The 17,954-nt window shown below is 64.4% G+C and carries 18 protein-coding genes; 10 read left to right on the top strand and 8 right to left on the bottom strand.

Annotation, left to right across the window (positions count from 1 at the left end; genetic code table 11):
* Positions 1 to 68: 68 nt before the first annotated feature.
* From CWO91_RS06115 to CWO91_RS06085, 7 genes are all read right to left on the bottom strand, one after another.
* Positions 69 to 782 carry an ABC transporter ATP-binding protein gene (locus tag CWO91_RS06115; RefSeq protein WP_130212663.1) on the bottom strand — a complete coding sequence of 238 codons (714 nt, stop codon included), beginning with the start codon at positions 780 to 782 and terminating at the stop codon, positions 69 to 71.
* A complete protein-coding gene (locus CWO91_RS06110) occupies positions 775 to 1,542 on the bottom strand; it encodes an ABC transporter ATP-binding protein (RefSeq protein ID WP_130212662.1) in 768 nt (255 codons plus the stop codon). Before CWO91_RS06110 ends, CWO91_RS06115 begins: the two co-directional genes overlap by 8 nt.
* Complete coding sequence (locus CWO91_RS06105; protein ID WP_130212661.1) at positions 1,535 to 2,479, bottom strand: branched-chain amino acid ABC transporter permease; 945 nt, start codon at positions 2,477 to 2,479, stop codon at positions 1,535 to 1,537. Before CWO91_RS06105 ends, CWO91_RS06110 begins: the two co-directional genes overlap by 8 nt.
* Positions 2,476 to 3,393 carry a branched-chain amino acid ABC transporter permease gene (locus CWO91_RS06100; RefSeq protein ID WP_091884876.1) on the bottom strand — a complete coding sequence of 306 codons (918 nt, stop codon included), beginning with the start codon at positions 3,391 to 3,393 and terminating at the stop codon, positions 2,476 to 2,478. The genes CWO91_RS06105 and CWO91_RS06100 overlap by 4 nt, the downstream gene beginning before the upstream one ends.
* A gap of 299 nt (positions 3,394 to 3,692) precedes the next feature.
* Positions 3,693 to 3,911: a hypothetical protein gene (locus tag CWO91_RS06095; RefSeq protein WP_130212660.1), complete on the bottom strand. Its 219-nt coding sequence runs from the start codon at positions 3,909 to 3,911 to the stop codon at positions 3,693 to 3,695.
* A gap of 1 nt (position 3,912) precedes the next feature.
* Complete coding sequence (locus CWO91_RS06090; RefSeq protein ID WP_165405255.1) at positions 3,913 to 4,569, bottom strand: acyl-homoserine-lactone synthase; 657 nt, start codon at positions 4,567 to 4,569, stop codon at positions 3,913 to 3,915.
* An 86-nt stretch (positions 4,570 to 4,655) separates the two neighbouring features.
* Complete coding sequence (locus CWO91_RS06085; RefSeq protein ID WP_130212658.1) at positions 4,656 to 5,384, bottom strand: helix-turn-helix transcriptional regulator; 729 nt, start codon at positions 5,382 to 5,384, stop codon at positions 4,656 to 4,658.
* Between the two features lie 167 nt (positions 5,385 to 5,551).
* On the opposite strand from CWO91_RS06085, the gene CWO91_RS06080 reads away from it, so the two are divergent.
* From CWO91_RS06080 to CWO91_RS06040, 9 genes are all read left to right on the top strand, one after another.
* Positions 5,552 to 5,728 carry a hypothetical protein gene (locus CWO91_RS06080; protein WP_091884862.1) on the top strand — a complete coding sequence of 59 codons (177 nt, stop codon included), beginning with the start codon at positions 5,552 to 5,554 and terminating at the stop codon, positions 5,726 to 5,728.
* A 383-nt stretch (positions 5,729 to 6,111) separates the two neighbouring features.
* On the top strand, positions 6,112 to 7,050 hold the full coding sequence (locus CWO91_RS06075; RefSeq protein WP_130212657.1) for a LysR family transcriptional regulator: 939 nt from the start codon (positions 6,112 to 6,114) through the stop codon (positions 7,048 to 7,050).
* A 132-nt stretch (positions 7,051 to 7,182) separates the two neighbouring features.
* Positions 7,183 to 8,061, top strand: a complete 879-nt coding sequence (locus CWO91_RS06070; RefSeq protein WP_130212656.1) for a shikimate dehydrogenase — start codon at positions 7,183 to 7,185, stop codon at positions 8,059 to 8,061.
* 56 nt (positions 8,062 to 8,117) lie between these two features.
* On the top strand, positions 8,118 to 9,248 hold the full coding sequence (locus tag CWO91_RS06065; RefSeq protein WP_130212655.1) for an ABC transporter substrate-binding protein: 1,131 nt from the start codon (positions 8,118 to 8,120) through the stop codon (positions 9,246 to 9,248).
* 223 nt (positions 9,249 to 9,471) lie between these two features.
* A complete protein-coding gene (locus tag CWO91_RS06060) occupies positions 9,472 to 10,347 on the top strand; it encodes a branched-chain amino acid ABC transporter permease (RefSeq protein WP_130212654.1) in 876 nt (291 codons plus the stop codon).
* Entirely contained in the window at positions 10,344 to 11,342 is a 999-nt protein-coding gene (locus CWO91_RS06055; RefSeq protein ID WP_130212653.1) for a branched-chain amino acid ABC transporter permease, read from the top strand. The genes CWO91_RS06060 and CWO91_RS06055 overlap by 4 nt, the downstream gene beginning before the upstream one ends.
* Positions 11,339 to 12,082, top strand: coding sequence for an ABC transporter ATP-binding protein (locus CWO91_RS06050; RefSeq protein ID WP_130212652.1), 744 nt, complete (start codon positions 11,339 to 11,341; stop codon positions 12,080 to 12,082). Before CWO91_RS06055 ends, CWO91_RS06050 begins: the two co-directional genes overlap by 4 nt.
* A gap of 11 nt (positions 12,083 to 12,093) precedes the next feature.
* Entirely contained in the window at positions 12,094 to 12,831 is a 738-nt protein-coding gene (locus CWO91_RS06045) for an ABC transporter ATP-binding protein (protein ID WP_130212651.1), read from the top strand.
* A complete protein-coding gene (locus CWO91_RS06040) occupies positions 12,828 to 14,699 on the top strand; it encodes a bifunctional sugar phosphate isomerase/epimerase/4-hydroxyphenylpyruvate dioxygenase family protein (RefSeq protein WP_130212650.1) in 1,872 nt (623 codons plus the stop codon). The genes CWO91_RS06045 and CWO91_RS06040 overlap by 4 nt, the downstream gene beginning before the upstream one ends.
* Before the next feature lie 286 nt (positions 14,700 to 14,985).
* On the opposite strand, the gene CWO91_RS06035 is transcribed toward CWO91_RS06040, so the two are convergent.
* Positions 14,986 to 16,158, bottom strand: a complete 1,173-nt coding sequence (locus tag CWO91_RS06035) for an ABC transporter substrate-binding protein (protein WP_130212649.1) — start codon at positions 16,156 to 16,158, stop codon at positions 14,986 to 14,988.
* A 313-nt stretch (positions 16,159 to 16,471) separates the two neighbouring features.
* On the opposite strand from CWO91_RS06035, the gene CWO91_RS06030 reads away from it, so the two are divergent.
* Entirely contained in the window at positions 16,472 to 17,734 is a 1,263-nt protein-coding gene (locus tag CWO91_RS06030; protein WP_130212648.1) for an NAD(P)/FAD-dependent oxidoreductase, read from the top strand.
* The last annotated feature ends 220 nt before the right edge of the window (positions 17,735 to 17,954 follow it).

The following is a 17,954-nucleotide window of genomic DNA, read 5'->3' as shown; positions in this document are numbered from 1 at the left end:
AGACTGTCTCCGCGGACGCATTCCTGGATTGCTTCGCTGCGTTCGCAATGACGGGGAGAGGGCGGGGCTCAAATCCCCAAATATTTGTGCTGAAGATCCGGCGCGGCCATCAGCTCGTCGGAGGTGCCGCTCCACACCGTCTTGCCGCGCTCGATGATGTAGTGGCGGTCGCAGATGCGGGCGAGGTGATCGACATTCTTGTCGACCACCAGGATCGACTGTCCGCGGCTCTTGAGCAGCGACAGGCAATTCCAGATCTCTTCGCGGATCAGCGGCGCGAGACCTTCGGTCGCTTCATCCAGAATCAGGAGTTTTGGATTCGTCATCAGCGCGCGGCCGATGGCGAGCATCTGCTGCTCGCCGCCGGAGAGCTGGTTGCCCATGTTGGAGGCACGCTCGGCGAGGCGCGGAAACAGCACGTAGATCGCAGCCAGCGTCCAGGGATTCGGGCTGCCGAAGCGATCGGCGGCGGCGGCCACGAGATTTTCGCGCACGGTGAGGTTCGGGAAGATCTGGCGTCCTTCAGGGACGAGGCCGACGCCGAGTTTTGCAATTCTGTACGACGGAAGCTGTCGCACCTCGGCGCCCCCAAAGCGGATCGCGCCTGATCGCGCCGGCGTCAGGCCCATGATCGAGCGGATCGTCGTAGTCTTGCCCATGCCGTTGCGGCCCATCAGCGAGACCATCTCGCCGGGCTTGATCGACAGCGACAGGCCGAACAGCACCTGGGAGAGGCCGTAGCAGGTTTCGATACCGTCGACGTCGAGCAGCGTGTCAGCCATGATGCGTCACCACATGCTGATCGCCGAGATAGGCGCGCTTGACGTCATCGTTCTGGCGGATCGCGACTGGATCGCCGGAGGCGATGACGCGGCCATAGACCAGCACCGAGATGCGATCGGCGAGCGCGAACACCGCCGGCATGTCGTGCTCGACCAGCACGATCGAGACTTCTTTCCGCAGCTCCTGGAGCAGCTTCACCATGCGCTGGGATTCGGTGACCCCTAAGCCGGCCATCGGCTCGTCCAGCAGCAGGAGCTTCGGCTTGCTGGCAAGCGCAACCGCGAGCTCGAGCTCGCGGCGCTCGCCATGGCTGAGCCTGGACACCACGACATCGGCACGATGCGACAGGCCGACGCGATCGAGCGCGGCATGCGCGGCATCGCGCAGGCCCTTCTCCTTGCGCGCATTGGCGAAGAAGCGGAACGACGTGCCGGCATGCGCTTGGGCTGCCAGCGCGACATTGTCGGCGGCGGTGAAATCGAGCAGCAGCGAGGTGATCTGGAACGAACGGGCAAGGCCCAGCGCACAGCGGCGATAGGCCGGCAGATAGGTGATGTCCCGCCCCGCCAGCGAGACGCTGCCGGAATGCGGTTCGAGATGCCCGGTGAGCTGGCTGATCAACGTGGTCTTGCCGGCACCGTTCGGGCCGATGATGGCGTGCAGCTCGCCGCTAGCGACGTCGAGCGAGACGTTGTCGGTCGCGATGATGCCGCCGAAGCGGCGCACCAGCTTTTCGACGCGGAGCAAGGGTTCAGCCACGGCCAGCCCTCCCGAGCGCACCCATGATGCCGCCGCGGCCGAACAGGACGATGAGCAGCAAAAGCGGGCCCATGATCAGCGCCCAATATTCGGTGATCTGCGACAGGAACTCTTCCAGCAGCAGGAACACCACCGCGCCCATGATCGGGCCGAACAGCGTGCCCATGCCGCCCAGGATCACCATCACCATGAGATCGCCGGAGCGGGTCCAGTACATCACGGCCGGGCTGACGAAATCGGTGTTGTTGGCGAGCAGCGCGCCGGCAAGACCGCACATGGTGCCTGATATGACGAAACAGACCAGCTGGTAGCGCTTGGCGGGGAAGCCGATCGCCTGCATGCGCTGCTCGTTGGAGCGCAGGCCCTGCACGACGAGGCCGAAGCGCGAATTGACGATGCGCCAGATCAGGAAGATGACGCCGAACAGGCAGGCGAGGCAGAGATAATAGAACTGCGTGCGGTTGCCGAGATCGATCAGCCCGGAGAAGTCGCTGCGCTTGTAGACGGTGAGGCCGTCGTCGCCGCCGTAGCGCGCCAGGCCCGAGGCGACGTAATAGGCCATCTGCGCGAAGGCCAGCGTGATCATGATGAAATAGACGCCGCGGGTGCGAAGCGAGAGCGCGCCGATCACCAGCGCGTAAGCCGCGGAGGCCGCGAGCGCGACCGGAAACTGGATGAAGCCGCTTCCGACACCTTCCTGCGCCAGCATCCCGACCGCGTAGCCGCCGATGCCGAGATAGGCGGCGTGGCCGAAGCTCATCATGCCGCCGAAACCCATGATGAGGTTGAGGCTCGCGGCCGCCAGCGCCAGGATGATGATGCGGGTGAACAGCGTCAGGATGAAGATGTTGCCGGTCAGGTGCGAATAGAGCGGCAGCAGCACGAGGCCCGCCAGCATCAGGGCCGTGACGGCCTTGCTCACAGTGAAAGCCTTCATCGACGACTGGCCGGAAACAGCCCCTCCGGCCGCACCACCAGCACGATCGCCATGAGGAGGTAGATCAGCATGGACGACAGCGCGGGCGCGGCGGTGGAGGCCGCGGCGCCGCTCAGCACCTGCCGCAACAGGTTGGGCAGGAAGGCGCGGCCGAGCGTGTCGATCATGCCGACGAAGATCGCGGCCAGGAACGCGCCGCGGATCGAGCCGATGCCGCCGATCACGATGATGACGAAGGCGAGGATCAGGATGTTCTCGCCCATGCCGATCTGCACGGTGAGGATCGGCGCCTGCATCAATCCGGCAAGGCCCGCGAGCGCGGCACCTAAGCCGAACACCAGCGTGTAGAGCAGCTTGATGTTGATGCCGAGCGCGCCGATCATCTCGCGGTTGGAGGCGCCGGCCCGGATCAGCATGCCGATGCGCGTGCGCATCACGCCGAGATAGAGCAACAGCGCCACCAGCAGCGCGACGACGATGATGGCGAGGCGGTAGGCGGGGTAGTGGATGCCGGGCAGGATCGGCACCGGCACGGTGAGCCAGGCCGGCAGCGGCAGCGCAAGGCCGGCCGGGCCCCAGATTAGCCGCACGGCTTCATTGAAGAACAGGATCAGGCCGAAGGTTGCGAGCACGTGGTCGAGATGGTCTCGCCCGTAGAGATGGCGCAGCGCGCTCATCTCGAGCACGATGCCGAGCACCAGCGTCGCGCCCAGCGCCAGCAGCGCACCGAGCAGGAAGCTGCCGGTCCAGGCCGCGAAGGTCGCGGCGAAATAGGCGCCCATCATGTAGAGCGAGCCGTGCGCGAGGTTGACGAGATCCATGATCCCGAACACCAGCGTCAGGCCGGCGGCGAGCAGAAACAGCAGCAGGCCGAACTGCAAACCGTTCAAGAACTGTTCGACGACGAGCAGCATCAAGACTCTTTCAGGCGCACGCGGTGTCGCGCCGATGTTCGAACACAGTCGCCATCAGTGAAAGAGCTCCCCCTGCCTGTTCAAGGCCGAAAAATGGGTAATGGCAGTATCGTTCCGAGGCAAGAGCGATTTGCCACCAAACATGCACTTTGTTGCATCTCGGCGCACGCGGCCGAAACTTGCTCTGCGATGCAAAAAGGTTGCCGCGCGGCATGGGGCAACCTGCCGCACCCAAACGATCACCCTCCCCCGGCAGGCCGAGGGAGGGTGCGAACGTCGAAATTCGGCGAGAGATGCGTCTAGTGCGACGTCATCTGCTGGGGAAAGTCGTCCGGTTCGGCGAGCACGCTGTTGGCCGTCGAGGCCTCCAGCGCGGCCATCCGGAACAGGTAGGCCAGCGTCGCCAATCCGGAATCGTCCGCCATCTGCGCCAGTTCCAGCGCCATGTCGGACATGTAGCCGAGGTTCTCGTCGTTGGTCTGCGCCATGATCTGGCTGTCCCGCATCAAGTTCGACATATCAGGCGCTCTTTCGTTGCGCGGCAAGGCCGCGGAGGTTGGCACGGGCAATGCAGTCGATCCGCGGACCGTCCTGCTGGACGACGCTCGTCATTCCGATACGGTCGCGCACGACATCGAGCGACTCCTGACGGACCTCGATCGTTGCCGCCATGGTCCAGGAATTTTCCACCAGCGCCGGCAATCCCAGCGGCGTCACGACGAATCCGATGTCGTTGAAGCGCGGCAACCACCATGTCTCCATGACGAGACAGAGACGCTCGATGCCCTGATAGAGACAGAACTCCTGCGCAGCCGCCATCAATTGCAGATTGAACGCCCCGTCGCGGCGCTCGCGCGACACGAAGAAGCGCGACCACTCCCAGACCAGCGGGTCCGACGGGCAACCACGCACCGCCGCGAGATGCGGGAAGACCTCGCTCATCATCGTCGGCCTGGTGGTGGGATACAGGCGGGAGCCGCCGAGCACCCGCCGGTTTTCGAGAGCCAGCAGGTAGACCGCGTCCTCATTGTCGTAGCTATCGATCTCGCGGCCGTCGGGCTTGCGTAGCGCCTCCCATTTCCGCTCCTCGACAAAAATCTCGTGACGAACCCGAAAATACTGTTCGAGAACGTCTTCGTAGAGGTGCCGATTGACGGCAGAAATCACATGAATCATGAACTCCCCCATGGCTCGAAATGAGGGGGAGCCTCAGCGAAAAAGGCAAAGTCGACTATTGGGAAATTTCCCAGTAGGCGAGGATTTCAGGGATTGATGATTCTGTGGCGGATCGCGATCGCGACCGCATGCGTCCGGTTGACGGCACCGAGCTTGCGCGCGGCAGTTGCAAGATGCTCTTCCGCAGTGCGTTGCGTGATATGCAGGATCTCGCCGATCTCCCAGGCGGACTTGCCTTGCGACGCCCAGGCGATCACCTCGCGCTCGCGCGGGGTCAGGCGCATCGACGGATGCGGCGCCGGATCGAGCAGACGGCGAATGTGATCGAAGCCGTACATCCCGATCAGGTGCAGCGCCGGCTTGCTGCGCGCGTTGAGATCGAGGTGGACGCCACCGAGCGAGACGCCGGCCTCGTACCCGGTCAAGCCGTGGATCGGCACGACGAAGCCGCGGGACATGCGGAAATCGGCGGCGCGCCGCATCACCTCCACCGCACCCGGCTCCAGCTCCGGATCATACGGCGCCTCAGACCACTCGAAAGGGTTCACCGTCTGCCGGCATTTGCGGATCACGGGGTCGACACGGTCGTAGCTCTTTTGGATGTAGAGGTTGAACCACTCCGCCGGCCACTTCTTGGCGAGCACCATCTGGGAAAAGCGCTGATCGGGATTCGGCAAGCCCGTTACGATGATATGCTCGAAACCGTATCGGCCGAACGCGGTTGCAAGCGCGTCCATGGCGTCCGGAACCTTGGTATAGGCTCCCAGGCCTTCGATGAAGTCGAGCGCCTCCCGGCCATAGTCTACGGCGGACATCAGTGCGTTTCCTGACCCTCGCCCTGCCGTATAGCACGTATTTGGGGGCTGCCTCAATTCGCTGCTCCCGTAGTATGCCGGTGTTCCGTCGCACCGAAGATTTAATCTACTTGTGGAAGAAGTGAGGTCAAGATACACCTGAACGCGTCCGTAGCGGGAAAACCACGATGCAAGACGAGGACATCGCTCTCAACAGCGTGCTCGGCCTGGAATTGAACCGCGTGTTTTTCGCCGTCCGCCAAACGGCAAACAAGCAGAAGATCATCGAGTTCGCGCGCGAGGTGCTGCAAAGCGAGCGCGCGGAGCTGGCGGACAGCCTCTTGCCCGAGGGCCCGGCGAGCTAGCCAACGCAGCCGCAGCAAACGACGCGCCCAGCGCGAGCGACGCCCTTGAACGTGCCGATTTTCGTCGAAACAGTTTGACCGTTGCCTTCCCTTCTCCCGCTTCCGGAGCGGGAAGCTTGAGGACACCAGCCGCACACTCGTGCCCCGGACGCAGCGCAGCGTCTCTTCGACGATGCGCTGCAGAGCCGGGGCCCATACCGCCAGGAGCAATCGCCGCGACATGGGTCCCGGCTCGGCGCCGCAACGCTAAAGGCGTTGCGGCGCGTCCGGGACACGAGAGCAACTTGCCTCCTTCGTCCATATTGACAGTCATTTGCCGCTGGATGACATCTCGGCTCTCGTGAGATGATCGCCATCACGATCATGCTTCGGATGCCCAGGACATGATGACGCTGCGCCAGGTCGAAGTGATCCGTGCCGTGATGGTGACGGGCACCATCGGCGGCGCGGCGAAGCTGCTCAACGTCTCGGCTCCGGGGATCAGCCGCCTCGTCAAATACACCGAGCGCTCGCTCGGCATCCGCTTCTTCCAGCGCCAAAACGGGCGCTACTTCCCGACGCCGGAAGCCGAGAACATCTTCGAGCAGATCAACGGCGTCTACAAGAAGGTCGACGATCTCTCCGAGATCATCTCCAAGATCGGCCGCGGCGGATTGTCGGAGCTGCGCATCGGCTCGGTGCCGAGCATCTCGCAGGTGATGGTGCCGCGCGCGATCGAGCGCGTCCGCCGCCGCTATCCTGATCTCGGCATCGACATCAACATCCTCAAGCTCGAGGAAGCCATCGACTATCTGATGCTCGGCCGCGGCGAGTGCGTGGCGATGAGCTACCGGCTGGAGCATTCCGGGCTCGACTTCATGCCGCTCGCCTCGGGCGAGCTCTATTGCATCGTGCCGCCGGGTCACGAGCTTGCCGGCCGCAAGCAGGTCTCCGCCGCCGAGATCACCCGCTATCCGCTGATCGGGATCGATCCCAACGATCCCTACGGGCGGATCATGGCCGGGATCTTCGCGCGCAACCGGCTCGACTACAACATCACCATCCGCGCGCGCTTCGGCACCACGGTCTGCGCGCTGGTGAAGGCCGGGCTCGGCATCGCCATCATAGACCAGTTCACGGTGGCCCATGGCGGCTATCCCGGAATCGAGCTTTTGAAGATCACCGAGCCGACGCGGTTCGACACCTACATCGCAGTGAAGCGCGGCGCGCCGCTGTCGCTCCATGCCGAGTACTTCATCGACGCTCTGCGCGCCGAGATGCGCGCGGTCGAGCCGTCCCGCGGCAACGGCAAGGCCGGTTCGGCACGCGGGCGGAAGAAATAACATTATGTTAGGTTTGCTGGATAAAAGGGTAATTGTGTTAGGCCGGGGAAAGACTATCGTCGCAGCTGGAATTGCGCGGATTTCCCCGCTAATGGCCGGGACCGGACACTCCCAACGAGACGATAGCGAACCATGTCGAAGCGCGGATACGCCGCCAGCAAGAAGCTTCTCACCGGCCTGATCGGCGCGCCGATCGCGCATTCCGCGTCCCCCGCCATGCATGAGCGCGCCGCCGAGGCGCTTGGCCTGCGCGGCCACTACCAGCTCATCGAAGTGGCCGGCGCCGACGCGGCCGGGCTCAGTTTGATGCTCGAAGGCGTGCGACGGCTCGGCTTTGCCGGCGTCAACGTCACTTACCCTTACAAGGAAGCCGTGGTCCCGCTGCTTGACGCGCTGGCGCCAGGCGCTGCCGCCATGGGTGCGGTCAACACCGTCGTCGTCAGGGACGGCCGGCTAACCGGCCACAACACCGACACCACGGGCTTTGCGCGCGCGGTGGCCCCGCTGCTGGCCCCGTCAGCCAACGCCGTTGCCGTGATCGGCGCCGGCGGCGTCGGCAAGGCGATCGCGTTTGCGCTGGCGAGCCTGGACGTGACCGACATCCGCATTTTTGACAGCGAACCTGCGCGCGCCGAGAAACTCGCCTCGCTGCTTGCCAGGCGGGGCGGCGCGAGGATGGCCGGAAGCGTCGAGGATGCGCTCGATGGCGCAACCGGCCTCGTCAACGGCACGCCGGTCGGCATGCTGCCGAACCGCGACACGCCAGTGCCGGCCGTGCTGCTCAGGGCAGACCTGTGGGTCGCCGATGCCGTCTATTCGCCGCTGATCACGCCGCTGCTTGCCGCAGCGCGAGAGAAAGGCGCTCGGATCATGACCGGCCGCGAGCTCGCGATCTACCAGGCCGCCGACGCCTTCGAACTGTTCACCGGACTTGCCCCATCGACCGAGATCATGGGAGAGGCTTTTGATACCGTGATGGCCGCGCGCAGCGCCGCCTATCAGGCAGCTTGAGACGAAGCGGCCGGGCACAAGGCCGCTTGCAAGATTTGAAACGGGAGGAGAGGACGATGAAATCAACGCTACTGGTGGGTGCGCTGCTCACCGCCATGACGGCAACGAGCGCCTTTGCCCAGGCGATCAAGCTCGCCGACGTCGCCGAGCTCTCGGGCGGCGGCGCCACCGTCGGCACCAACTGGAAGAACGGCATCGACCTCGCGATCGAGGAGATCAACGCCAAGGGCGGCGTGCTCGGCCGCAAGCTTGAGGTCACCCACGCCGACTCGCAGTCCAACCCTGGCGTCGCCCGCGCGCAGGTGCAGAAGGCGCTCGACGCCGAGCCCTATGTGCTGCTCGGCCCCGGCTATTCCGGCTCGGTCAAGGTGACCGCGCCGCTCGCCGCCGAAGCCGGCATCGCGCAGATCATGGGCGGTGAAGCTGCCGAGCTGACGCAAGCAGGCAACAAGTTCCTGTTCCGCACCTCGTTCGGCCAGCAATCCTCGATGCCGAAGGTCGCCAAATACATCCACGACGAGATAAAGGCGAAGTCGGTCGCGGTGGTCTGGGTCAACAATGATTTCGGCCGCGGCGGCCGCGACGTCGTCGTGAAGGAGCTCGACCGGCTCGGCTCCAAGGTGGTCGCCGACCTCTCGACCGAAGCGGGCCAGGCCGATTTCGCCGCCGACGTCGGCAAGATCAAGGCTGCCAACCCTGATGCCGTGTTCGTTTACCTGAACGAGGAAGAGAGCGCGCGCATCCTGAAAGAGTTGAAGCGCCAGGGCGTCACCGCGCCGCTGATGGGCGAGACCACGCTGATCGGCCAGAAGGTGATCGAGCTCGCGGGCGATGCCGCCAATGGTGCGCGCGGCCATGTCGGCCTCACCACCGACGCGCCGGTCGACCTGATCAAGGCGTTCCGCGAGAAGTTTTCCAAGAAGTACAATTATGTCCCCGACCACAACGGCCTGAAGGGCTATCTCGCCGTCTACATGGTGAAGGCCACCACCGAGAAGATGGGCAAGGTCGACCCGAAGAAGTTTGCCGACACGCTGCACGGCCTCACCATCAAGGCCGCCGACGAGCCGGGCATCTTGATGGACGTCACCTTCAGCGACACCGGCGACATCGACCGCCAGAGCTTCCTGGTCGAGGTGGTCGAAGGCAAGCAGGTGGTGAAGCAGGTGCTGCCGAAAGTGAAGTGAGGGACGTGGTCCTTCACCTCTCCCCGCTTGCGGGGAGAGGTCGGATCGCATCTTCGATGCGATCCGGGTGAGGGGGAGTCTCCGCGACTCTAACTGCTACCGAGCTCGCGGAGACTCCCCCTCACCGTAGCCGATGCTTCGCATCGGCGTTCTTAAGAACGGCGACCATTGGCCGCCTATGCCTCTCCCCGCAAGCGGGGAGAGGGAGAAGATAGAGGGGAAAATGTCCAATCTGTTCGATCTTCTGGTCGCGGGACTTGCCACCGGCGCGATCTATGCGCTGGTCGCGGTCGGCTTCACGCTGCTGTGGCAGACCTCGCAGACCATCAATTTCGCCCAAGGCGAGTTCGTGATGCTGCCGGCGTTCCCGATGCTGGCCGCGATGCATGCCGGCGCGCCGTTCTGGCTCGCGATCATCCTCGGCATCCTCTTGTCGATGATCTTGCTCGGCCTCGCCTTCAAGATGCTGCTGGTCGATCCGATGATGCGCCATGGCGTGCTGCCGCTGGCGATCGCGACCATGGCGCTGGCGATCGGCATCAAGGAATCCGTCAAGCAGTTCTTCAGCGCCGAGGCCTCGCCCTTCCCGTCGATCGTGCCGACCGGCGACATCTCCGTTCTCGGCCATGCGGTATCGCTACAAAGCATCGGCGTGCTCGTCGTCGCTATTCTGGCTGTCTTCGGACTGACGGCACTTCTCAACCGCACCTCGCTCGGCCACCAGATGCAGGCGGCTGCCCAAAACCCGACGGTGGCGCGGATCATCGGCGTGCCGGTCGAGCGCATGATCCTGCTGACCTTCCTGATCAACGCCTTCCTGGTGGCGCTGGCCTCGCTTTTGATCACACCGATCTATCTCGCCAAATTCTCCTCCGGCGAAGTGCTGGGCCAGGCCGCCTTCATCGCCGCGATCGTCGGCGGCTTCAACCAGGTGCGCGGCGCGATCGCCGGCGGCCTCTTGATCGGCGTGCTCGATAATCTCGCGGCCGCCTATGTCTCGACGCAGTACCGCGCCGCCGTGCCGATGATCTTCCTGATTGCCGTCATCCTGTTCCGGCCGCAGGGCTTGCTCGGCCGCGCCGAGGAGCGCACCGTATGAGCGGCTTCGCCAAACCCCTGAAGATCGCGCTCGGCCTTGCCGTCATCGCTGCGCTGATCGTGGTTCCCATGAATTTCAACCGCTACGGCCTGTTCATCCTGAGCCAATGGGCGGTGATGAGCATCGCCGCGATGGGGCTCAATCTCACGCTCGGCTATGCCGGCCAGGTCTCGTTGGCGCAGGGCGCCTTCGTCGGCATCGGCGCCTATGCGGCGGCGATCATGACCACCCATGGCTGGCCGCTGCCGGCGGCAATACTGGTCGCGATTGCCTTAAGCTTCGCGGTCGGCTGGGTGCTCGGCTATCCGGCGCTGCGCGTGCAGCACCACTACCTCGCCTTCGTGACCCTCGCCTTCTCCACGCTCGCCTTCCTGGTGTTCCGCAACGAGAGCTGGCTCACCGGCGGCATCTACGGCATCTCCAACATCCCGCGCCCGCACATCTTCGGGATCGCGACCAACAAGCCGCTGCCGTTCTACTATGTCTGCCTCGGCTCGCTCGCGATCGTGTCGCTTGCCGTGTGGTGGCTGATTCGCTCACCCTGGGGCCGCGCCTTCATGGCGCTGCGCGAAAACCCGCTGCGCGCGCAATCGCTCGGCGTCGACACCCGCCGCTACACGCTGATGGCGTTTGCGATCGGCTCGGCGCTCGGCGGCGTCGCCGGCGCGCTCTACGCGCCGCTGACGCAATATATCGATCCGGTGCCGTTCAACCTGTCGCTCTCACTTGATCTCCTGATGATGGTGATCGTCGGCGGCGCCGGGTTCTATTTCGGCCCCTTCCTCGGCGCGATGATCGCCGTGCTGCTGCCGGAATGGCTGCGCTTCACCGAAGGCTATTATCTCATGCTCTACGCGGTCGCGGTGATGCTACTCCTGATCTGGTCGCCGACCGGCATCCTGGGAATCCTCGACCGCGCCATGGCGGCGCGGCGCACCAAGGCGGCATCCGCGCTGCGCGCTGTTGCGAAATCGCGCCTGGAGGCGGTGCAATGAACGCGGTCCTCGAGGTTACCAATATCAAGAAGAACTTTGGCGGCATCAGCGCCGTCGATGGCGTCTCGTTCGACGTGCGCGAGGGCGAGATCCTCGGCCTGATCGGGCCGAATGGCTGCGGCAAGTCGACCCTGTTCAACTGCATCCTCGGCCAGCTCACACCATCAGGCGGCGAGGTCAAGCTCGACGGCAAGCTCGTCACGGGCCTGCGGCCCTCCGAGCTCAACAAGCTTGGGGTCAGCCGCACCTTCCAGCTCCTGCAGGTGTTTCCAAAACTCTCGGTGCGCGAGAACCTGATCCTCGCGGGCCAGGAGCACCAGGGCAACATGGCCTCGCGCCTGGTCGGCCGCTCCGATGCCGGGCTGACGGAGGCCGCCAACCAGATGATCGGCTTCTTCAAGCTCGACCATCTCGCCGACGAGCCGGCCGGCGGCCTCTCCTATGGCCAGCAGAAGCTGCTCGATGCCGCCATGGCCTTCATGGGCGGCCCGCGCCTCGTGCTGCTCGACGAACCCGCCGGCGGCGTCAACCCGTCGATGCTGGCGGACCTGAAGGACCGCCTGATCGCGATCAACCGCGAGAAGAGCGCCACCTTCGTCGTGATCGAGCACAACATGGAATTCGTGATGTCGCTGTGCTCGCGCGTCATGGTGATGGCGGAAGGCAAGGTGCTGGCGATGGGACGGCCGGAGGAGGTCCGCAAGAACCCCGCCGTGATCGAAGCCTATTTGGGTCATTGAAGGAGCGAGCCATGAGCGACCCGATCCTCTCGGTTCACAATCTCGTCGGCGGCTACGGCAAGATGACGATTTTGAACGGCACGACCTTCGCCGTACCTCAAGCTACGATCACGACGATCATCGGCCCGAACGGCGCCGGCAAGTCGACCGTGTTCAAGGCCATCTTCGGCCTGCTCAAGCTGCGCGAGGGCAAGATCAGCTTTGCTGGCCGCGACGTCACGAACTTGAGCCAGCGCGCGCTGCTCAATGCCGGCATCTGCTACGTGCCGCAGGGCCGCAACATCTTTCCTGAGCTATCGGTGCGGCACAACATCGAGCTCGGCGGCGTCGCCGCCGAGAAGGGCCTCGATCTGCCCAGGCGGATCGAGGCCGCACTCGAACTGTTCCCGGCACTGCGGCGGAAATCGACGCAGCAGGCCTCTACGCTGTCCGGCGGCGAGCAGAAGCAGCTCGAGATCGCCCGCTCGCTGCTGCTCGAACCAAAGCTGGTGCTGATCGACGAGCCCTCGATCGGCCTGTCGCCGCTGATGGTGCAGCAGACCTTCGACATTCTCAAAAGCCTGCGCGACCGTGGCGTCACCATCCTGATGATCGAGCAGAATGCGCGCTCGGCGCTGGAAATCTCCGACAGCGGCATCGTGCTCGAGCTCGGCCAGACCCGCATGGTCGACAAGGCGGAGCGCATCCTGAACGATCCCCGCATCGGGCAACTCTTCCTTGGGGGCGCCATGGAGGACAACGCAGCATGAACAAGCGCTCGATCGCGACCGTCTCTCTCTCAGGAGCGCTGGACGAAAAGCTCCGCGCCATCGCTGCCGCCGGCTTTAACGCCGTCGAGATTTTCGAGAACGATTTGCTGTCGTTCGGCGCAGGCCCGCGCGACATCGCAAACCTGTGCAAGGACCTCAATCTCGAGATCTGCGCGTTCCAGCCGTTCCGCGATTTCGAGGGCATGCCCGAGCCGCAGCGTTCGCGCAACTTTGCCCGCGCGGAGCGCAAGTTCGACTTGATGCAGGAACTCGGCACCGATCTCTTGCTGATCTGCTCCAACGTTTCGCCCGCCTCATTCGGCGGCATCGATCGCGCCGCCGACGATTTTCGCGAGCTCGGCGAGCGTGCAGCGAAACGTGGCTTGCGCGTCGGTTACGAGGCACTGGCCTGGGGACGCCATGTCAACGACTACCGCGACGCCTGGGAGATCGTGCGCCGCGCCGATCATCCCGCAATCGGCGTGATCCTCGACAGTTTTCATGCGCTGGCCCCGGGATTTCCAACGCGCGCGATGGCCTCGATTCCCGGCGACAAGATCTTTCTGGTCCAGCTTGCGGATGCGCCAAAGCTCGAGCTCGACATCCTCTCCTGGAGCCGGCATTTCCGCTCCTTCCCCGGCCAGGGCGACCTGCCGGTTGGCGAGTTCATGGCGGCGGTCGCGGCGACCGGCTATGCCGGGCCGCTATCGCTGGAGATCTTCAACGACCAGTTCCGCGCCGGGTCGGCGGCGCAGACCGCGATCGACGGCCTGCGCTCGCTGATCCTGTTGGAGGACCAGCTCGCACCGGACTGGCCAAAGCTTGTCCGGGAGCCGCTGGCGCCGAAGGCCAGGAGCCACGGTACCGGCTTCATCGAGTTCGCCGTCAACGAGACCAAGGCCGGCGAGCTTGCCCGCCTGTTCGCGCAGCTCGGTTTCCGCAAGACCGGCAAGCACCGCAGCAAGGCGGTGGAGCGCTGGTCGCAGGGCAAGGTGGAGCTCGTGATCAATTGCGAGACCGACGGCTTTGCGCATTCGCATTACGTCACCCACGGGCCCGGCGTCTGTGCGATCGCGCTCGATGTCGACAATGCGGGCCTTGCCATGCAGCGCGCCGAAGCGCTGAAGGCACGCACCTTCTATCAGCCGGTCGGACCGGGCGAGCTGGAGATCCCGGCGATCCACGGCGTCGGCGGCAGCCTGCTCTATTTCCTCGATCAGGCCGGCAAGAACTGGGATACCGATTTCGAGCCGGTCGCAAGCGAGACGAGCGCGGATGCACTGCTGGCGGTCGATCACATCGCGCAGTCGATGCCCTATGACGAGATGCTGTCCTGGCTGTTGTTCTACACCGGCATCCTCGACCTGAGGCGGCTGCCGCAGATGGAGATCGCCGACCCCAGAGGTCTGGTGCAGAGCCAAGCCATCATCAACGCTGATCAGAGCCTGCGCTTCGTGCTCAACGGCTCCTCCGCCAACCGCACGCTGCCTTCGCGCTTCATCTCGGAGTTCTTCGGCTCCGGCGTTCAGCACGTCGCGTTCTCGTGCCGGGACATCTTTGCGACGGTCGCAGAGATGCGCAAGCGCGGCGCGGATTTCCTGGATATCCCTGATAATTACTACGACGACATCGAAGCCAAGTACGACCTTTCGCCCGAGCTGATGGCGCAGCTGCGCGCCAACCACATCCTCTACGACCGCGAGGGTGACGGCGAATTCTTCCAGGTCTACACCCACATCTTCGACGAGCGCTTCTTCTTCGAGATCGTCGAACGGCGGAACTATCAGGGCTTTGGCGCGGCCAACGCCGGCATCAGGCTTGCGGCGCAAGCCCGCGAAGTGCGCCCCGCGAGCATGCCAAGAGTGTAGGTGTCTTCGCCTCTCCCCGCCTGCGGGGAGAGGCCGACGCGCGTAGCGCGGCGGGTGAGGCGGACTCTCCGCGAGTCACCTGACAATCGGGGAAACGCTCTTCCAACACGTCATTGCGAGCGCAGCGAAGCAATCCAGAGTTTTTCCGCGGAGGGATTCTGGATTGCTTCGCTGCGCTCGCAATGACGGTGTGGGGAGCATCGAGGAATTCGACTGTCTCCGTCCCCGCGGAAGCTCCCCCTCACCCTCCCTCTCCCCGCAAGCGGGGAGAGGGAGAAGCGAGACCTCACTTCATCTTGCACTTGTCGTGGAAACGATCCTGGTCGTTCTCGACGATGGTGGCGACGGTCTTCAGTGCGAGCTGGCCGTCGGCGTCCTTGACCACGTCCTGGAGGTAGAAGTTCTGAATCGGGATGTGGTTGTTGCCGTATTTGAACGGGCCGCGCACCGATTTGAAGTTCACCTTCTCCATTTCGGCCTTCATCGCGTCCTTCTTCGAGGTGTCGCCCTTCACGGCGACGACCGCGCTGTTGATCAGGTTCGCGGCGTCATAGGACTGCGCGCCGTAGAAGGTCGGGCGCAGGCCGGTATACTTCTTGCGGTAGTCGGCGACGAATTTCTTGTTCTCGTCGTTGGGCAGATCGTTGACCCATTGCTGCGCGCCGGGCACGCCGAGCGCGTTGTCCTTCTGCAGCGGCAGCGACAATTCGTCGATCGTGAAGGCGGTGTAGAGCGGAATCTGCGTTTTGATGCCGGCCTGGGCGTATTGATTGAGGAACTGGACGCCGGCCGCGCCCGGATAGAACACGAAGATCGATTCGGCCTTGGAGTTCTTGGCCTTGGTGAGCTCGGCGGAGAAGTCGAGCTGGCTCGGCCACACCGTGTATTCCTCGCCCACGACCTGACCCTTGAAGGTGCTCTTGACGCCGGCCAGCATGTCCTTGCCGGCGGCGTAGTTCGGGCCGATCAGGAACACCGACTTGACGCCCTTCTGGTTCATATAGGTGCCGACCGCCTGCGGTGTCTGGTCGTTCTGCCAGGAGGTCGAGAACACGTAAGGCGAGCACAGCTCGCCGGCGAGCTGCGACGGACCGGCATTGGCCGAGATCAGGAAGGTCTGCGAGTCCACCGCGGTCTTGAGCGAGGCGAGCAGCACGTTCGACCAGATGTAGCCGACGATGAAATCGACCTTGTCGGACTGCACCAGCTTCTCGGTCTTCTGCTTGCCGACATCCGGCTTCTGGCCGTCGTCCTCGTAGATCACCTCGACCGGCTTGCCGCCCATCTTGCGGCCGAGATGATCGAGCGCGAGCTCGAAGGAATTGCGCATGTCATTGCCGATCACGGCGGTCGGGCCGCTGAAGGTCGAGACGAAGCCGATCTTGATGGTGTCGCCGGCGAATGCCGGATTTGCCAGCACCAGCGCCGCTGCGCCCGCCAGCCAGAATGCCGTCCTCATAACCACTCCCCTCCTTGATTATCGATCCCGGAAACGGGGTGATCGCCGCCCCGGGCCAGTCTTTATTGAACGCAAAATCTGTCGAGCCGCCAATGGCTCCGCGCCTGTCCCTGCACCATATTTCGCCCGAATTGGGAATGGCAAGAAATATAATTCTACTCACTTCGGCCAAGGCATGGTCAAGGCTGCGGCACTTTTTCGCGGCGGATCGATACACTAGGCCTATGCTGCGATTGATGACGGCTATTGGACCGCTACGGCCAATCCGCACTTAAATGAGAAAGGTAGAGCAGCGAGATTCGAGGGGCACATCATGACCACGACACCGCATCGCGTCGTCATCGTCGGAGCCGGCTTTGGCGGGCTGGAGACGACCTACCGGCTCGCGGGCGCGCCGGTCGAGATCACGCTGATCGACCGCCGCAACCATCATCTGTTCCAGCCGCTGCTCTACCAGGTCGCCACCGCTTCGCTCGCGACCAGCGAGATCGCCTGGCCGGTCCGCCATCTCATGCGGGGCCGGCGCGAGGTGACGACGCTGTTTGCGACCGTCAGCGGCGTCGATACCGACAGGCGCTGCGTGCTGATCGACGACGGCAGCGAGGTGCCTTATGACACCCTCGTGCTCGCCACCGGCGCACGGCACGCCTATTTCGGCCATGACGAATGGGAGCAGTTCGCGCCCGGCCTGAAGACGCTGGAGGACGCGACCACGCTGCGCCGGCATATCCTGGTGGCATTCGAGCGCGCCGAGCGCGAGACGGATCCGGAGAGGCGCGCGGCGCGGCTGACCTTCGTCATCGTCGGCGCCGGCCCGACCGGCGTCGAGCTCGCCGGCACCATCGCCGAGATGGCGCACCACACTCTGCCCGGCGATTTCCGCAACATCGACACGACGAAGGCGCGCGTCGTGCTGATCGAGGCCGGCCCGCGCGTGCTCGCCGGATTTGCCGACGATCTCTCGGCTTACGCGCAGGCCTCGCTGGAGAAAATCGGCGTCGAGGTCGTGCTGGGGCAGCCCGTGACCGAGATCGACCGCGACGGCGTGGTGTTCGGCGGCACGCGGCTCAATGCCAAGACCAGGATCTGGGCCGCCGGCGTGCGCGCCTCGCCTGCTGCCGAATGGCTGGGCGCACCGAGCGATCGCGCCGGGCGCGTGCAGGTCAAGGCCGACCTGACGATTCCGGGCCATCCCGAGATCTTTGCGATCGGCGACACCGTCAACATCAACGCCTGGGAGGGCAAGCCGGTGCCCGGCATCGCGCCCGCGGCGAAGCAGCAAGGCCGCCATGTCGCCGAGACCATCAGAGCGCGGCTGCGTGGCGAGACGAAGGGCGCCTTCCGCTACAAGCACGCCGGCAGCCTCGCGCAGATCGGCAAGCGGCTCGCGGTGATCGATTTCGGTCGCATCAAGCTGCGCGGCACCATCGCGTGGTGGATCTGGGGCATCGCCCACATCTACTTCCTGATCGGCCTCCGCCACCGCCTCAGCGTCGCGCTCAGCTGGCTCTGGATCTACTCCCGCGACCAGCGGGCGGCGCGGCTGATCACGCAGGGAAGTAGCAAGGTGGTGTAGGGATGCCTCCTCTCCCTCTCCCCGCTTGCGGGGCCGCGACGAGCTTCGCTCGCGCTGAGAGGGTCGGGGGTGAGGGGGATTCTCCGCGGGGACGGTGAGAGTTGAATCCTTCGATGTTCCCCCATCGTCATTGCGAGTTTGGCACCGGCCGATGGCGGACCCGCGCTTGATGTAACGGGATCGGAGTCGGAGGATGGGGAGCTGCCGACAGCGAGGTCTG

The organism is Bradyrhizobium genosp. SA-3 (assembly GCF_004212635.1).
Classification (GTDB): Bacteria; Pseudomonadota; Alphaproteobacteria; order Rhizobiales; family Xanthobacteraceae; genus Bradyrhizobium.
Note: the sequence above shows the minus strand (reverse complement) of the source record. Positions and strands in the feature narration are given on the sequence as shown.

What these genes read in the sequence shown, in the direction of transcription:
- CWO91_RS06115 (WP_130212663.1), bottom strand. Translation starts at nt 782, where the DNA reads ATGGCTGACACGCTGCTCGACGTCGACGGTATCGAAACCTGCTACGGC.
- CWO91_RS06105 (WP_130212661.1), bottom strand. Translation starts at nt 2,479, where the DNA reads ATGAAGGCTTTCACTGTGAGCAAGGCCGTCACGGCCCTGATGCTGGCG.
- CWO91_RS06100 (WP_091884876.1), bottom strand. Translation starts at nt 3,393, where the DNA reads ATGCTGCTCGTCGTCGAACAGTTCTTGAACGGTTTGCAGTTCGGCCTG.
- CWO91_RS06095 (WP_130212660.1), bottom strand. Translation starts at nt 3,911, where the DNA reads ATGTCGAACTTGATGCGGGACAGCCAGATCATGGCGCAGACCAACGAC.
- CWO91_RS06090 (WP_165405255.1), bottom strand. Translation starts at nt 4,569, where the DNA reads ATGATTCATGTGATTTCTGCCGTCAATCGGCACCTCTACGAAGACGTT.
- CWO91_RS06085 (WP_130212658.1), bottom strand. Translation starts at nt 5,384, where the DNA reads ATGTCCGCCGTAGACTATGGCCGGGAGGCGCTCGACTTCATCGAAGGC.
- CWO91_RS06080 (WP_091884862.1), top strand. Translation starts at nt 5,552, where the DNA reads ATGCAAGACGAGGACATCGCTCTCAACAGCGTGCTCGGCCTGGAATTG.
- CWO91_RS06075 (WP_130212657.1), top strand. Translation starts at nt 6,112, where the DNA reads ATGATGACGCTGCGCCAGGTCGAAGTGATCCGTGCCGTGATGGTGACG.
- CWO91_RS06070 (WP_130212656.1), top strand. Translation starts at nt 7,183, where the DNA reads ATGTCGAAGCGCGGATACGCCGCCAGCAAGAAGCTTCTCACCGGCCTG.
- CWO91_RS06065 (WP_130212655.1), top strand. Translation starts at nt 8,118, where the DNA reads ATGAAATCAACGCTACTGGTGGGTGCGCTGCTCACCGCCATGACGGCA.
- CWO91_RS06060 (WP_130212654.1), top strand. Translation starts at nt 9,472, where the DNA reads ATGTCCAATCTGTTCGATCTTCTGGTCGCGGGACTTGCCACCGGCGCG.
- CWO91_RS06055 (WP_130212653.1), top strand. Translation starts at nt 10,344, where the DNA reads ATGAGCGGCTTCGCCAAACCCCTGAAGATCGCGCTCGGCCTTGCCGTC.
- CWO91_RS06050 (WP_130212652.1), top strand. Translation starts at nt 11,339, where the DNA reads ATGAACGCGGTCCTCGAGGTTACCAATATCAAGAAGAACTTTGGCGGC.
- CWO91_RS06045 (WP_130212651.1), top strand. Translation starts at nt 12,094, where the DNA reads ATGAGCGACCCGATCCTCTCGGTTCACAATCTCGTCGGCGGCTACGGC.
- CWO91_RS06040 (WP_130212650.1), top strand. Translation starts at nt 12,828, where the DNA reads ATGAACAAGCGCTCGATCGCGACCGTCTCTCTCTCAGGAGCGCTGGAC.
- CWO91_RS06035 (WP_130212649.1), bottom strand. Translation starts at nt 16,158, where the DNA reads ATGAGGACGGCATTCTGGCTGGCGGGCGCAGCGGCGCTGGTGCTGGCA.
- CWO91_RS06030 (WP_130212648.1), top strand. Translation starts at nt 16,472, where the DNA reads ATGACCACGACACCGCATCGCGTCGTCATCGTCGGAGCCGGCTTTGGC.